14 protein-coding genes are annotated in these 14380 nt (G+C 70.0%); 9 read left to right on the forward strand and 5 right to left on the reverse strand.

All coding sequences use genetic code 11. From position 1 onward, the window contains the following. The first annotated feature begins 75 nt into the window (after nucleotides 1-75). Together HUW46_RS43220 and HUW46_RS43225 are read left to right on the forward strand one after the other, a co-directional pair. The gene (locus HUW46_RS43220; RefSeq protein ID WP_254126709.1) at nucleotides 76-789 is read left to right on the forward strand and encodes a thioesterase II family protein; all 714 of its coding nucleotides are present in this window, start codon (nucleotides 76-78) and stop codon (nucleotides 787-789) included. After that, nucleotides 786-3071 carry a non-ribosomal peptide synthetase gene (locus HUW46_RS43225; protein WP_215544424.1) on the forward strand — a complete coding sequence of 762 codons (2286 nt, stop codon included), beginning with the start codon at nucleotides 786-788 and terminating at the stop codon, nucleotides 3069-3071. Before HUW46_RS43220 ends, HUW46_RS43225 begins: the two co-directional genes overlap by 4 nt. A gap of 7 nt (nucleotides 3072-3078) precedes the next feature. On the opposite strand, the gene HUW46_RS43230 is transcribed toward HUW46_RS43225, so the two are convergent. Next, nucleotides 3079-4419 carry a carboxylesterase/lipase family protein gene (locus HUW46_RS43230; protein ID WP_215544425.1) on the reverse strand — a complete coding sequence of 447 codons (1341 nt, stop codon included), beginning with the start codon at nucleotides 4417-4419 and terminating at the stop codon, nucleotides 3079-3081. 109 nt (nucleotides 4420-4528) lie between these two features. Here HUW46_RS43230 and HUW46_RS43235 point away from each other — a divergent pair, with 109 nt between their 5' ends. After that, on the forward strand, nucleotides 4529-5092 hold the full coding sequence (locus tag HUW46_RS43235) for a TetR-like C-terminal domain-containing protein (protein ID WP_215544426.1): 564 nt from the start codon (nucleotides 4529-4531) through the stop codon (nucleotides 5090-5092). An 81-nt stretch (nucleotides 5093-5173) separates the two neighbouring features. Here the strand turns inward: HUW46_RS43235 and HUW46_RS43240 are convergent, their stop codons facing one another. Continuing rightward, nucleotides 5174-5287 (reverse strand): helix-turn-helix domain-containing protein, encoded by a 114-nt coding sequence (locus HUW46_RS43240; protein WP_331477195.1) that lies wholly within the window; start codon nucleotides 5285-5287, stop codon nucleotides 5174-5176. 141 nt (nucleotides 5288-5428) lie between these two features. Between HUW46_RS43240 and HUW46_RS43245 the strand changes: the two genes are divergently transcribed. Next, complete coding sequence (locus HUW46_RS43245) at nucleotides 5429-6250, forward strand: helix-turn-helix domain-containing protein (RefSeq protein WP_215550458.1); 822 nt, start codon at nucleotides 5429-5431, stop codon at nucleotides 6248-6250. A 64-nt stretch (nucleotides 6251-6314) separates the two neighbouring features. Beyond that, the gene (locus HUW46_RS43250; RefSeq protein ID WP_215544427.1) at nucleotides 6315-6896 is read left to right on the forward strand and encodes a dihydrofolate reductase family protein; all 582 of its coding nucleotides are present in this window, start codon (nucleotides 6315-6317) and stop codon (nucleotides 6894-6896) included. A gap of 44 nt (nucleotides 6897-6940) precedes the next feature. On the opposite strand, the gene HUW46_RS43255 is transcribed toward HUW46_RS43250, so the two are convergent. Then, nucleotides 6941-7498, reverse strand: a complete 558-nt coding sequence (locus tag HUW46_RS43255; protein WP_215544428.1) for a DUF6886 family protein — start codon at nucleotides 7496-7498, stop codon at nucleotides 6941-6943. A 77-nt stretch (nucleotides 7499-7575) separates the two neighbouring features. Beyond that, complete coding sequence (locus HUW46_RS43260; protein WP_215544429.1) at nucleotides 7576-8628, reverse strand: hypothetical protein; 1053 nt, start codon at nucleotides 8626-8628, stop codon at nucleotides 7576-7578. Between the two features lie 184 nt (nucleotides 8629-8812). On the opposite strand from HUW46_RS43260, the gene HUW46_RS43265 reads away from it, so the two are divergent. From HUW46_RS43265 to HUW46_RS43275, 3 genes are all read left to right on the forward strand, one after another. Then, entirely contained in the window at nucleotides 8813-10024 is a 1212-nt protein-coding gene (locus HUW46_RS43265; protein WP_215544430.1) for a cytochrome P450, read from the forward strand. Between the two features lie 74 nt (nucleotides 10025-10098). Then, complete coding sequence (locus HUW46_RS43270; RefSeq protein ID WP_254125531.1) at nucleotides 10099-10413, forward strand: nuclear transport factor 2 family protein; 315 nt, start codon at nucleotides 10099-10101, stop codon at nucleotides 10411-10413. Beyond that, nucleotides 10414-11427, forward strand: a complete 1014-nt coding sequence (locus tag HUW46_RS43275) for a lactonase family protein (RefSeq protein ID WP_215544431.1) — start codon at nucleotides 10414-10416, stop codon at nucleotides 11425-11427. It abuts the gene before it with no gap. On the opposite strand, the gene HUW46_RS43280 is transcribed toward HUW46_RS43275, so the two are convergent. Beyond that, a complete protein-coding gene (locus HUW46_RS43280; RefSeq protein ID WP_215544432.1) occupies nucleotides 11428-12231 on the reverse strand; it encodes an acyl-CoA thioesterase in 804 nt (267 codons plus the stop codon). A gap of 211 nt (nucleotides 12232-12442) precedes the next feature. Here HUW46_RS43280 and asnB point away from each other — a divergent pair, with 211 nt between their 5' ends. After that, nucleotides 12443-14314 (forward strand): asparagine synthase (glutamine-hydrolyzing), encoded by a 1872-nt coding sequence (gene asnB / locus HUW46_RS43285; protein WP_215544433.1) that lies wholly within the window; start codon nucleotides 12443-12445, stop codon nucleotides 14312-14314. Nucleotides 14315-14380 lie beyond the last annotated feature (66 nt).

Genomic DNA, 14380 nt, shown 5'->3' on the forward strand with positions numbered 1-14380 from the left:
CAGGCAACACGGTGCGGGGATAACTTCGGCTCGCGACTACTTCCGTTGCGGTTCGAAAGGGTGGATCCGGTGAGCATGAAGGTATATTGCTGTCCGTTCGCGGGCGCGGGCGCGTCGATCTACCGTGAGTGGTCGCCGCCCCCTGGCTCCGGGGTCGAGCTCCAGCCGCTGCAGTTCCCCGGCAGGGAAGAGCAGTTCGACCTCGCCGCGCTCGACACCGTCCCCGCTCTGGTCGCGCACGCGCTGGCGCAGGTCCGCGAGACCGCGGCACCCGGCGAGGAGCTGGTGCTGTTCGGGCACAGCTCCGGGGCGGTCGTGGCTCTCGAACTGGCCAGGACGATCGCCGAATCCGGTGAATTCCGGGTCGCGCACCTGGTGGTCAGCGGGGCCCCCGACCCGTTCACACCGCTCGACCTCGGCCTGCGCGGGCTTTCCGACGGCGAATTCGTCCGCTCGGTGGAGAAGATCGCGGGGTTCAGCCATCCCGCGCTCGCCCAGCCGGAACTGCGGGAGATCCTGTTGCCGCCGCTGCGCGCCGACATGCTCGCCCGCGACGACTACGTGGCGCCGGCCGACGCCCCGCTGCCCGTGCCGATCACCGCGATCCGCGGCGAGCACGACCAGCTCGTCTCCCCGGAATCCCTTGCCGCGTGGCAGAACGCCACCTCGGCGGGCTGCACGGTCACCGAGCTTCCCGGCGAGCACATGTACTTCCTCGCAGACCCGTCGCCCCTGCTCCGGCTCCTCGCCGAGACGATCACCCGCACGACAGCGGAGGCGGCCCGGTGAGCGCGTACGAGCAGCCGGTGTGGGCCGCGTTCGGACCGCGCGACGGGCGCAGCGGCACGATCACGCTCACCGCACCCGCCGGGGGCGCCGACCGGGCCGCGCTGATCGCCGCGGTCGCCACCGTGCTCGCCCGCTACACCGGTGACCTCCCGCGGATCGCCGTGTACGACGACGACTGGCAGGTCTGGGACGTGCCGGTGGACGAAACCCTTTCCCGCGCCGAGTACGCCGAGACCGTCCTCGCGAACGCGAACCAGGTAGCCGATCCAGGCACCCCGTGGCCCGCCGTCGCGGTCGGGCCGGAGCCGTCGGAGTTCCCGATCACCATCGACGTCCACAATGGACACGATGCGCTCACCCTCCGGTACCGCGACGACGCCGTCGATCCCACCGCCGCCGCCTGGTTCCTCCACTGCGTCGAAACCGCACTCACCGCGGACGCGGCCGAACCGGTCGGCACCATCGATCTCGTCGCCGGCCCCCATCCGGCACCGGCGCTGCCCGGTGACGGCGAACCCGTCCGGCTCGACGGCGACCACACCCTGCACGAACTCGTCGGCGCACAGGTGCGGAAACGGCCGGACGCCGTCGCGGTCACCGGTGACCGGTACTCGCTGAGCTACCGCGAACTCGACGACACCGCGAACGCGATCGCCGCGAAGCTCATCGCGCTCGGCGCCCGGCGCGGTTCCCGTGTCGGGCTCGCCCTCGGCCGGTCGCCGGTGCTCATCGCGGCGATCCTCGCCGTGCTCAAGACGGGCGCCGCGTACGTGCCGCTCGTGCCGGGGAACCCGGTGGCCCGCCTGCGCGAGATCGCCGAGGACGCCGACGTCACGCTCTTGGCGGGCGACACCGACGAACTCGGCGAGCTCGGCCTGCCCACCCTGGTGCTCGACGAGACCGCGCTGCGGGACAGGGCCGAGCCCGTCGCACCCACCGGCGCGGCCGACGACGAGGCGTACCTGATCTACACCTCGGGCTCCACCGGCAGGCCGAAGGGCGTCGTGGTGCCGCACCGGAACGTGTCCGCGCTGCTCGATTCCGCGCGCCGGTACGGGTTCGGGTTCGGCGGCGACGACGTGTGGGCGCTGTTCCACACCTACTCGTGGGACTTCTCGGTCTGGGAGATCTTCGGCTGCCTCGCCACCGGCGGACGGCTGGTGATCGTCTCGGAAACCACCGCGCGCGACGCCTCCGCGCTGCGGGACCTGCTCGCGGACGAGGCCGTCACCGTGCTGAACCAGACGCCGTCGGTCTTCACGCAACTCGCGGAGGTCGACGCCCGCCGGCCGAACCGGCTTCCGGTGCGGCTGCTGATGTTCAGCGGCGAACCGCTGGACATGGCGCTGATGTCGCGGTGGCTGCGGCGCTACCCGAGCGAGCGGTGCCAGGTGGTGAACATGTACGGGATCACCGAGACGACGGTGGCCTGCACGTGGCAGCCGGTGACGAGCGAAAGCGCCGCGGTGGCCAGCCGGTCGGTCGGGTACGCGATCCCCGGCTGGCAGGTGGACGTCGTCGACGAGCACGACCGCCGCGTGCCGCCCGGCGTGCCAGGCGAGATCCTGCTCGGCGGCGCGGGCATCGTCGACGGGTACCACCGGCGTCCCGAGCTGACCGCGGCCAAGTTCCTGCTCGCCCGAGACGGAATACCGGGGAACCGGTGGTACCGCACCGGCGATCGCGGCCGCGTGCTGCCGAACGGCGAGCTGGAGTACCTCGGCAGGGCCGACGACCAGGTGAAGATCCGCGGCCACCGGGTGGAGCTCGGCGAGATCAGGGAACGGTTGCTCGCCGATCCCGCGATCACCGCCGCCGCCGTGGTCGCGGGCACCCGCGGCACCGGCGCGGGGTCCGAGGTACTGCACGCCTACGTCGTCGGCAAGGGTGTCGACGTGGACGCGCTCGGCGCCGCGGTGCGCGAGCACCTGCCCGAGTACATGGTGCCCGCGACGATCACCGAACTGACCGAGCTTCCGGTTACCCAGAACGGAAAACTGGACGCCGCACGGCTGCCCGCTCCGGTGGCGCCTGCCGAACTCCGGCTCCGCCACACCGACGACGAGCGCCCGAGCGAACTCGAACACCGGATGGGCGCGCTCTGGGCGGAGACGCTCGGCGTTCCCGTATCGCTCGACGACGACCTCTTCCTGGTCGGCGGGAACTCGTTGCTGGCGTTCAGCATCGTGAGCAGGGTCAGGGAAGCTGGTATCGGCGAAGTGTCCGTTGTGGACCTGTACAAGACGCGCACGGTCCGCAGGTTCAGCGCGCTGCTCGGCTGACGGCGCGTCAGTCCCGCCAGTGGTGGACGGTCGGCGCGGCGGCGGTGAACCGCGGCCACACCAGGTCCTCGGTGTCCGGCCGTCCACTGTGGAGGAACGCGAGCCAGGACGCCCGCAGCCGCACGCCGAGGTCCCGTGTCCGCGTCTCGTCGGCACCGTCCAGCATCGGCGCCGACGCCCAGCTCTGCTCGTCGCCGAACAGGAACGGCAGCTCGATGCAGTGGCAGGCGCCGAAAACCGATCCCTCGGGGGCGTAGTCGAACCGGTACGCCCATACCCGCGCACCCGCGCGGCTCAGGTCGAAGGCCAGCGCGCGGGTGCCCCTGCCGAACACCGTCGCGCCCGCGACCCACGTCGCGGCGTCCGCCAGCACGGGGCCCAGCACCGGGATGCGGCGCACGGCGCGGAAAACCGGGTTCGTGGTGTGGAACGCCGCCGTTTCCAACGCGGTGGTGCCGATGAGGACGTCGAGATCGTCGGCCGCGGCGAGTGCGGTGCGCTGCCAGTCCTTCCACGACGGCAGCACGCCGGTCCCGCTGACCGGCATGAAGGGCGGCGCGATGGTCAGCCCGAGCCTGCCCGCCGAAACCGTGGCGACCCGGCGCTGCGCGTCGAGGATCTCGGGCACCGTGGCGGTACGAGGATCGGCATCGAGGAACGCCAGAAACCGCTCGGCGGACCGCTTCGCCTTCCGCGCGTCGCCGAGCCCGATGCCCAGTGGCACGCTTTGCACGATCGCGCGCCGGAACAGCCGCCGCGCCTCGGGGATGCCGAGCATGCACGCCACCGCATGCGCACCGGCCGACTGACCGGCCACGGTCACCGCGTCCGGGTCGCCGCCGAACGCGGCGATGTTGTCCCGCACCCACCGCAGTGCGGCGATCTGGTCGCGCAGACCGAGATTCCCCTCCGACACGCCGGGCGCGCGGAGGTACCCGAGCGCGCCGAGGCGGTAGTTGACGCCGACCACCACGACGTCGCCCTGGTTCGCCAGCCGATGCCCGCTGTACCAGTCCCACGATCCGGCGCCGGTCACGAACGCGCCGCCGTGGAACCACACGAGCACCGGGCGCGTGCCGTCGACACCAGGCGTGGTGACGGTGAGGTTCAGGCAGTCCTCCGCCTGCTCGGACTCCTCCGGCGCGCCCATGACCGCTTCGAGCCGCGACGGCAGTTGCGGTGCGATCGGGCCGTCGGCCGTCGCGTCGCGAACGCCGGTCCAGGATCCCACCGGCCGCGGCGCCTCGAAGCGCGCGCTCTCGGCGTAGCGCACGCCCCGGAAGACGACCAGACCCCGCTCCTCCCGGCCCCGCAGTTCACCGGCCGTGGTCTTCGCAGTCACCGTCATGGCGCCTCGTCTCGAGAAGTCCGCTCAGTTCGCAAGATGACTTGCGATCTCTTCCCAGGAAACTCCTCCGAGTGGCCGTAACGCAACTCAACTTGCGATGATTGCGGTCATGACGTCCCGCACACCGAAGGCCCGCCGCGGGGAGACCGTCCGGCGGGCTGTCCTCGCCGCCACCGCGGAGGCGATCGACACGGACGGCGTGGCAGGAGCCCGCATCGCGGACATCGCGGCGCGCGCGGGCGTTCACGAGACCTCGGTCTACCGGCGATGGGGCACCCGCTCGAACCTGCTTCTCGAAGCGGTCATGGATCGGCTCGACACCGCGCTTCCCCTGCCCGACACGGGATCCACGCGCGAAGACCTGACGAGCTTCTTCACCGCGCTGGCCACGTTCCTCACCACCCCGGCTGGCGAATCGCTCGTGCACGCCGCGACCGCGGGCGACCGCTTCGACGGGATGCGCCGCGAGTTCTGGGCGGCGCGGCTGGCGAGGGCGACGGTGCTCGTCGACCGGGGCGTCGACCGCGGCGACCTGGCCGAGGACACCGACGCCGAACTCGTGCTCGAAATGCTCGCCGGACCGATCCAGCTCCGCGTACTGCTCCGCGGGGAGGAGGTCGACCGCGGGTACGTCACCCGCCTCGTCGACCTCACCCTGCGGGCGTGGCGATGACGGATCAGCCGAGCGAAAGGGCGATCTCCTCGATCAGTTCCAGCTGTCCCCGCAAGCCCGTTTCCATGCCGGAGCCCATGATCACGTCGCGGAGCTCCGGTGCCTGCTGTGCTCGCGCACCGCGACGACGCCCGCTTCCTTGAGCACGTGCAGGTGTTTGGACACCTGCGGCTGGGTCTGGCCGAGTTCGCGCACGAGATCGTTGACCGCGCGCTCCCCCGCGACGAGGGCGTCCAGGATTTCCCGCCGTCAACCCGGATCGCACCGCTCGGCTGTCCCGGCGCGCGGTACCGGTGAGGCGTCGGCGATGCTGTGCGCGTGGAGTACGTGTCCCGAGTGCCGCGACCACCGCTGGACGGGCTGATCGACGACCTCTACTACCTGGAGGGCGCGCCGCCGTACGCCCGGCTGACGCTGCCGCCGTCACCGTCGGCGCTGCTCATCGTCAACCTCGGGGCGCCGTTCCGCATCCGCTCCGGCACCGACATCGAAGCGGCCGAGTACGCCGACGGCTGCGTGGTCACCATGCCCACCCGCGCGTTCGAGTTCGGCTACCCAGGCCGGACCCGGTCCGTCGGCGTGCACGCCAAGCCGTGGGGGCTGGCGCCGTTCCTGCCGATGCCCGCGGCCGAGCTGTGCGACCGGCCGGTGACGTTGGACCAGGTTTGGGGCAGGCCAGCCGTTGCCGAACTGCGAGACCGGCTCGCCACGGCGCCAGGACCGCACGAGATGCTCACGCTGCTCGAAGAGGAGCTGATGCGACGGCTGCACGACACCACCGGCCTGGGGCTGGTCCGCCATACGAGCGGCGTCCTCGCGGCGACCGGCGGTGCCGTGGCGATCGGCGACCTGAGCGTGGCGGCCGGTGTCAGCAACACCCATCTGGCACAGCGGTTCAAGCAGCTCGTCGGCGTCACGCCGAAGCGGCTGGCCCGCACCTACCGCCTCACCGCCACCGTGTTCGCGATCGACCCCGCCGGACCGATCGACTGGGGCGAGCTCGCCAGTGGGGCGGGCTATTTCGACCAGGCCCACTTCGGCCACGAGTTCCGGGCGTTCACCGGGCTCACGCCGACCCGGTACGTGGAAGTCCGGCGGCGGTTCCTGCGCGAACATCCCGGCCACGTGCTGGACAGCTGGCCGCTGCCCGCCGATTGATTTCTTACAAGAGCGACCGCCCTCGACACGTTAATTTGGGGCACCCCAAGCAAAGGAGAGCCCCGTGGGCAAGGTGGTCATGTACAGCTCGGTGTCGGTGGACGGCTTCGTCGCGGACGAGAAGGACCAGCCGGGGCCGCTGTTCGACTGGTTGTCCAGCGGTGACGTCCCGTTGGACGAGAGCGGCGCGCTGAAGGTGTCGCAGCCGTCCCACGACTACACCCGGCAGTACTGGGACCAGATCGGCGTCACGATCTGCGGCCGCCACGTCTTCGACCTCACGGACGGCTGGGACGGGAAGCCACCGAGCGGGATCGACCACGTGGTCGTCGTGACGCACCGGCCGGCACCCGAAGGCTGGGACCCCGAGGCGCCGTTTCACTTCGTCGACGGCGTCGAGGCGGCCATGGCCAAGGCGCAGGAACTCGCGGGTGATCGCATCGTCGAGGTCGCCGCCGGCGACGTCGGTGGCCAGATGCTTGCCGCGGGCCTGATCGACGACGTGCGCATGGACGTCGTGCCCGTCGTGTTCGGGTCCGGCAAGCGCTACTTCGGTTCGGTCCACGCGCAGCACCTGTTGGAGGATCCCGAGGTGGTGCTCCAGGGCAACCGGGTGCTCCACCTGCGCTACCGGGTGCGCCGGTGACCGATCCGCCTCAACACCTCACCCGCGGCAAGATCGACCAGAGATCACTGGCGGCCGGTTTCCGCCCTGTCTCGACCGGCCCCGTTCCTCAGCCGTATCCCGCTGAAGCCCGCGGTGCTGGCGGTCACCACATCCCAGAACGGCCAGAGGCTGGCGAGCACCCGAAGCTGGATTCCCGCTTGCTCGTGGAGCCGCACCAGATCGCCGACCGGTTCCGCGGGCCCGAGCGGTTCGACTGGTTCGCTGGCGACGTAGGCGTGCGGGCTGGGCTCGCCGAACGGCCGGAACCGCGACGCGGGAAGCCGGTAAGCGAACAACGTGACTGTCCGGAACGCGTCCAGCCAGCGGTATTCGATCGCGTGTACGCGGTCACCGCCACCGGCACCGATGATCCGCTCCCGGTCGGCATCGGTGGTGGACGGCGTAACCCAGGCCATCGCCCGGGGGCACTGGCGGGGGAACCAGTAGTCGGGGCAGCGCGCCGCATCGACCGCCCAGACGTACGGCTCCTGCTGTCGAGCGGTCGTCGCGACATGCGGCACGAACCTCGTGATCGTGGGATCTTCGGAGAAGTGCAGTACCTGACCAGGCTCGGGGCGCATGCTTTCGCCATTTCTCCTTGGCTGCCAACGGAATCCCGAGGGCTGTGCCCGCGGGAGCGGGCACAGCCGGGGATCGGTCAGCCGCACTTCCAGACGGTCGGCTCGTCGTAGCCGCCGGGGAACTTCCACGTGCGGCCGGCGATGGTGCCGTCATCGCTGGAGACGTGCAGGTCGAGACCGTGGTCCGCGGAGTAGCGCAACGTGGAGTCGAGCGCGGTCAGCTTCCACACGCCGAACACGTGCCAGCTGGGATCCTCGGTGCGGCCAACGATCTGGCCGTCGCGGTTGAGGCCCTCGATGTCGACGCCCTGCTTCATCGCCTTCGGCTTGCCGTCCCGCTCCCACAGCACACCGCCCGACGAACCCGACGGGTAGTCCACCTGACCGATGACGCGACCGTTGGAGATGCCCCGCGTGACCACGTCGTAGCCCTTGCCGGGGAAGGAAAGCTTGCGCGCCTTGCCGTCCTTCCACAGGTACGGGACGCGGTTGCCGCCCGGATCGTCGACCTCGACGAGCACGGTGCCGTCCTGATCGATGCCGGTGGCGCTGGCTTCCGTGGCGGGCAGCCCGGCCAGCTTCACCACGGTGCCCGGTTTGTCGGCCGGCCAGATGACCGGGTTCCAGTACGGGCTGCCGTCGACGGTCGTCTCGACGCCGCCGACGATGTCGCCGGCGTCGTTGACGCCTTCCGCGCGCGAGGCGTCGGCACCGGGCAGTTCGGGCAGGCGCTCCAGCTTGCCGTCGCGGGATCGAATCGCGCTCGGGAACCCGTTCGGGGTCTGGTAAGCCATGCCGACCACGGTTCCGCCCCGGTTGACACCGGTCGTCGTCACCCAGTTTTCGTAGCCGGGCAACGGAAGGTTGCCGTAGTCGACGACCTTCCCGTTCTTCCACAGCACGACGTGTCCGCCCTCGGGCGAGTCCGCGCCGAACGAAACCGTGCCCGCGTAGCCGCCGTTGCCGTCGGCCGCCCACACCTCACCGGTGAGCGCGCCCTTCGGCAACGGCAGGATGGTCTGCGTCCATGTGCAGGCGGCCGGCGCGGCGGACGCACCGGGCGCCGCGCTGACCGCCACCACGAGCGAAGCTGCCAGCACGGCGCCGGCAACGCGATACAGCCGAATCACAGTTCCTCCCCAAGCCAGAACCGGGGCCCCTCCCCGGTGTCATCGAGATTAACGGCGCCGATATCCGGTTCTTTTTGAGTGGACGAACATCCTCCACTTCGGTACCTTGGACCTAGAACTGGAAGGTGTTCGTCCGCATACTCAGAGCGAGCGGGCACGTGCGACGAAGTTGAGGGGCGCCACCATGACCACGCTCGAAGAACCCGCCGTCGAATTCCCGGTCACCCGCGAATGCCCGTTCGCGCCGCCGAAGGAGTACGCCCGGATCCGCGAAGAGGAGCCGGTCAGGAAGGTCCGCATCCCCGACGGAAAGCAGGCCTGGGTGGTGACGCGGCACGAGGACGTCCGGATGGTGCTCAACGACCGGCGGTTCAGCGCCGACCGGTTCCACCCGGACTTCCCGGTACTGGCCGCGGGTGGCAACTCGTTCCGCAGGAAGTCCGACGACCGGACGATGATCGCGATGGACGCGCCGGAGCACGGGCCCGCCCGCCGCGCGGTGCTCGGTGAGTTCACCGTCAAGCGGATGGAAGCTTTGCGCCCCCGGATCCAGCAGATCGTCGACGAGCTGATCGACGACCTGCTGGCCGGGCCGAAACCCGCCGATCTGGTTTCGGCGCTGTCGCTGCCGGTGCCGTCGCTGGTGATCTGCGAACTACTCGGTGTGCCGTACGCCGATCACGACCTGTTCCAGAACCACACCGCGAAGATGCTCAAGCGCACCACCGGCCCCGAGGACCGGCGGGCGGCGTTCGAAGCCGTCAAGAACTACCTGGACGAGCTCGTCACCGAGAAGGAGGCGGCACCGGGCGACGACCTGATCGGCAGGCAGATCACCAAGCTGCGCGAGGAAGGCACCTACCAGCGCGGGCCGTTGGTGGCACTGGCGTTCCTGCTGCTGCTCGCCGGGCACGAGACCACCGCGAACATGATCTCGCTCGGCACCATCGCGCTGCTGGAGAACCCGGAGCAACTCGCCGCGATCAAGGACGACCATGACCGGACCGCTCCCGCGGTCGAGGAACTGTTGCGGTACTTCACGATCGTCGACGCGGCGACAGCGCGGTTGTGCGTGGAAGACGTCGAGATCGGCGGCGTCACCATCAAAGCGGGCGAGGGCGTGCTCGCGCTCGGGTATTCGGCGAACCGCGACCCGGAGGCGTTCGAGGACCCGGATTCGTTCGACATCGACCGGGGCGCGCGGCACCACGTCGCGTTCGGGTTCGGGCCGCACCAGTGCCTCGGGCAGAACCTCGCCAGGATGGAACTGAAGATCGTCTTCGACACCCTGTTCGAGCGCGTTCCCGGGTTGAACCTCGCGGCTCCGGTCGACGACCTGCCGTTCAAGGACGACGCGGCGATCTACGGCGTGTACCGGCTGCCGGTCACCTGGTAACCGCGGCTGGCGTCCCGACGGGCCGATCGCGCCGGGGACCGGTAGGTTGCCGTCGTGTACCGAGAAAGGGGCCGATGATGACCGACCTCCCGTCGAACCCGACGGTCCGCCAGTTCGTCGCCGCGATCAACAGCGGCGACAAGGAAGCCTTCCGCGCGCTCCTCGCACCGGGGGCGATCATGACCGACGACGGCACCGAGCGCGATCTGGACGCTTGGACGGAGAAGGAGATCTTCTCCGCCAACGGCCGGATGGACGTCGAGTCCGAAAGCGACGGCACCACGCTGGTCGCCACCTTCACGAACGACACCTGGGGTGCCATGCGGACCCGCTGGGCGTTCACGATCTCCGATGGCGCGATCACCCGGTTCGACACCGGACAGGCGTAGATGACCGACCTGGTCCTCGTCGGCTGCTACACGGCCGAAGCGAACGGGAACGGGACGGGCATCTCCGCCTTCCGGCGCGAACCGGGCTCGGAGGTGCTCACCCTCGCCTCGACGCTGCCGATGACGTCACCGTCGTGGCTGGCGAAGCACCCGACCGCGCCGATCGTGTACGCCACGAACGAAACGGCGACCGGCGAGGTCACCTCGGTCGCCGTGGACGCCGAGGGCGAGCTCACCGCGCTCGACGTCGCGGCCACCGGCGGCGGGCACCCGTGCCACCTCGCGGTCACCCCGGACGGCCGGTTCCTGTTGTGCGCCAACTATTCCGGCGGCAGTGCGGCGGTGTTCGCGCTCCGCCCCGACGGCCGCATCGGTGCGCGGACCACCCTCGTCCAGTACCACGGAACCGGACCCCGCGCGGACCGGCAGGAGGCGGCGCACGTCCACATGGTGGTGTCCTCTTCGGACAGCCGGATGATCAGCGTAGTGGACCTCGGCACCGACCAAATCCGCAGCTACCGCCTCAGGGAGGACGGCACGTTGACCCCGCTCGCGGTTTCGCCGCTGCCTCCCGGTACCGGGCCGCGGCAGCTGGTCCGGCACGAGGGCACCGATCTCGCCTACGTCGCGGGCGAACTCTCCGGAAAACTGCTGACACTGCGGGAAAACAGCCCTGGCGCGTTCGAAGTGGTCGACGCGGTGGACGCCACGGCGGGCCGGTACTCGGCCGAGAACCTGGTGGCACACCTGGAAATCAGCGGATCCCGCGCGTACCTGTCCAGCCGCGGGCCGGACTGCGTCACGGAGTTCACCACCGAACCGGCCACACCCGTCGTGGACCAGCCCTGCGGTGCCGGTCCACGACACTTCGCACTCGACGGCGGCCGCTGTTTCGTTGCGGCGCAAGACGAGGACGCGCTTTTCTCGTTCCCGGTCGCCGACCTCGGGAAGGCCGAGCCACGACGGCACCCGACGGGTTCGCCCAGTTTCGTGCTGCCGCTGACCGTCGCCTAGCTATCCCGGCTTCAGTGCGAGAATCCGGCGCTGCTGCCGGGACTGCGCGATCAGTCCCCCGTCGCGGTCCCACAGATCGGCTTCGTCGACGCACCAGCCGTCGCCGTCGGTCACGGTGCGCTGCACGGCGAGCGCGAAACCGTCCACGGGATACGCGATCAGATCGCGGTGGAGGTGGACGGACAGCTCGGCGGACACGATCGCGGCGGGCTCGGTCAGCGTCGGGTACAGGCCCGGTGGCATCGCGTCCATCATCACGATGGCGATCAGCGCGTCGGTGGGCACCTCGGGCCGCAACCGCAGCCATGCACCCATCTCCGCCCGCGCGGCGCCGCTCATCGGGTACGCACCGCTGGCCTGCCGGATCTCGAACCGCTGTCCGAACGGGACCAGTTCGGGTGGGAACCCGATCTCCTGGCACTCCTCGGGTGGCGGGACCACCGGCGCCGCGACGCGTTGCACCACGGGCCTGCCCGCGCGTCGGCCGCAGACCACCGAGGTGATCAGCACCGTCTGCTCGTCCTGCGTTCCCCGTACGGTGACGAACTGCGTCGTGCCTCCCGCGCGTTCGACCGTCGCCGTGAAGGAAACCGGTGCGTCGGAGAACTTCCGCACGAACTGCGTGTGCGTCGCCATCGGTGCGGTACCGGGGCTGGTCAGATCGGTGGCCGCTCGTGCGGCGATGGCGTTGAGCAAGCCGCCGAGCGGACCGGACCACGACCCCCACGAGCGGGGCACGGTCACCACCCACTGTCCCGGTTCGACTCGCGTGGCGCCGCTCGATTGCAGCAGGGGATGCGTCACGGGTGCTCGCTCTCGTGGTCGGCGGGGTGCGACGTGATCAAGTAGAGCGCATCTCGCACCGGAAATCCATGGCACGCCCGCGAACGCCGGATGCCTTCTGGCGCCATGCCATATGCCGCGCTGAAACACTCTTTCCAGGCGAAACTCCATGGCTCGTGGACCCTACCGAGGACGGACCCATTCGGCGTCCGCCACCAGGAAAGGCCTACATATGTGCGGAATCGTCGGCTGGGTCGACTTCGAACGCGACCTGACGGCCGAAACCGGTGCGGTGCGGCGGATGACGGACACGATGGCCGACCGCGGCCCCGATGACGAAGGTGTCTGGGTACGACGGCGGGTCGCGTTAGGACACCGGCGGCTCGCGGTGATCGACATCGCGGGCGGCCGCCAGCCGATGTGGACACCCGAGCGGTCACCGGAAGGCGACCCGCTCGCGGTGCTCACCTACAGCGGCGAGGTCTACAACTTCGCTGAACTGCGCGAAGAGCTGAAAACACTGGGCCACCGGTTCGAGACCCGAAGCGACACCGAGGTGGTGCTGCGCGCCTACCTGCACTGGGGCACCGCGTGCGCCGCCCGGTTCAACGGCATGTTCGCGTTCGCCGTGTGGGACACCAGGTCCGAGGAACTGGTGCTGGTCAGGGACCGGCTCGGGGTCAAACCGCTGTACTACTACCCCACCGCGCACGGCGTGCTGTTCGGGTCGGAGGCGAAGGCCGTGCTGGCCAACCCGCTCGCCTCCGCCGAAATGGACCTCGACGGACTGCGCGACGTGCTGGCGACAGCGCGGGTTCCCGGGCGGACGCCGTTGCGGAACCTGTTCGAGGTCAAACCGGGGCACATCGTCCGGGTGACCCGAGGCGGCGTGCGCGAGCAGCGGTACTGGGCGCTGGAAACCCGCCCGCACACCGACGGCGTCGAGGACACCGTCGCCAACGTCCGCGCGTTGCTGGAAGACATCGTGGCCAGGCAGATGGTGGCGGACGTGCCGTTGTGCACGCTGCTGTCCGGCGGGCTGGATTCCAGCGCCCTCACCGCACTCGCGCAACGCGGCCGCACCGCCGCGGGCGCGGGCAAGGTGCGGACGTACTCGGTCGACTTCACCGGGCAGACGGCGAACTTCCGGCCGGAGGAGTTCCGCGAGGCACCCGATTCCCCGTTCGCCGCGGAACTCGTCGCGCACGCTGGTACCGACCACCGCGAGATCCTGCTCGACACCGCCAAGCTCGTCGACCCCGGTGTGCGGGAGGCCGTGCAGCGCGCGTGGGACCTGCCCTACGGCATCGGGGACCACGATCCGTCGTTGTACCTGCTGTTCCAAGCGGTCCGGGAAGCGTCGACGGTGGCCCTTTCCGGTGAAGCGGCCGACGAGGTCTTCGGCGGCTACCTGTGGTTCCACGAGCCGAAAGCCATAGAGGCCAACACCTTCCCGTGGCACGCCATGAGTCCCGCGCCGGTCGAGCTGGTGGCGACGGCGTTCCTCGACCGCGGTCTGACGGCCGCTTTGGACCTGCGCACCTACATCGCGGACACCTACGCGGACGCCGTGCGCCAGGTCGAGCACCTTCCCGGGGCGGACCTCCTGGAACGGCGGATGCGGATCTCGAGCCACCTGCACATCACGCGGTGGCTGCAGATGATGCTCGACCGCAAGGACCGGATGAGCATGGCGAGCGGGCTCGAGGTGCGGGTGCCGTTCTGCGACCACCGGCTCGTCGACTACGTGTACAACACCCCGTGGTCGATGAAGACCTTCGACGGCAGGGAAAAGAGCCTGCTCCGCGCGGCGACGGCCGATCTGCTGCCGCGCTCGATCGCCCAGCGCCGCAAGGCACCCTATCCGTCCACTCAGGACATCGGATACGACAGGGCGATCAATGACGAGCTCGGCAAGATCGTCGCCGAACCGTCGTCGCCCGCGTTCGGCCTCCTCGATCTCGACGCCGTGAACGCGCATCTGGCGAAACCGATCACGACGGCCTATTCGATGATCGAACGGTCGGCCTTCACCGAACCGATGGTGCGCCTCAACGCCGCACTGGCACTGCATGACGTGCGCATGGTCGGAGTATCCACCTGAGCACCGCCGCCACGAGGTCCGCGTCCGGCGCGGACCAGTCAGAAGACAGGTCAGAACGAGAACGGT

Source organism: Amycolatopsis sp. CA-230715 (assembly GCF_018736145.1).
In the GTDB taxonomy this organism is placed as follows: Bacteria; Actinomycetota; Actinomycetes; order Mycobacteriales; family Pseudonocardiaceae; genus Amycolatopsis.

What these genes read in the sequence shown, in the direction of transcription:
- HUW46_RS43235 (WP_215544426.1), top strand. Translation starts at nt 4,529, where the DNA reads ATGACGTCCCGCACACCGAAGGCCCGCCGCGGGGAGACCGTCCGGCGG.
- HUW46_RS43230 (WP_215544425.1), bottom strand. Translation starts at nt 4,419, where the DNA reads ATGACGGTGACTGCGAAGACCACGGCCGGTGAACTGCGGGGCCGGGAG.
- HUW46_RS43270 (WP_254125531.1), top strand. Translation starts at nt 10,099, where the DNA reads ATGATGACCGACCTCCCGTCGAACCCGACGGTCCGCCAGTTCGTCGCC.
- HUW46_RS43220 (WP_254126709.1), top strand. Translation starts at nt 76, where the DNA reads ATGAAGGTATATTGCTGTCCGTTCGCGGGCGCGGGCGCGTCGATCTAC.
- asnB (WP_215544433.1), top strand. Translation starts at nt 12,443, where the DNA reads ATGTGCGGAATCGTCGGCTGGGTCGACTTCGAACGCGACCTGACGGCC.
- HUW46_RS43265 (WP_215544430.1), top strand. Translation starts at nt 8,813, where the DNA reads ATGACCACGCTCGAAGAACCCGCCGTCGAATTCCCGGTCACCCGCGAA.
- HUW46_RS43255 (WP_215544428.1), bottom strand. Translation starts at nt 7,498, where the DNA reads ATGCGCCCCGAGCCTGGTCAGGTACTGCACTTCTCCGAAGATCCCACG.
- HUW46_RS43275 (WP_215544431.1), top strand. Translation starts at nt 10,414, where the DNA reads ATGACCGACCTGGTCCTCGTCGGCTGCTACACGGCCGAAGCGAACGGG.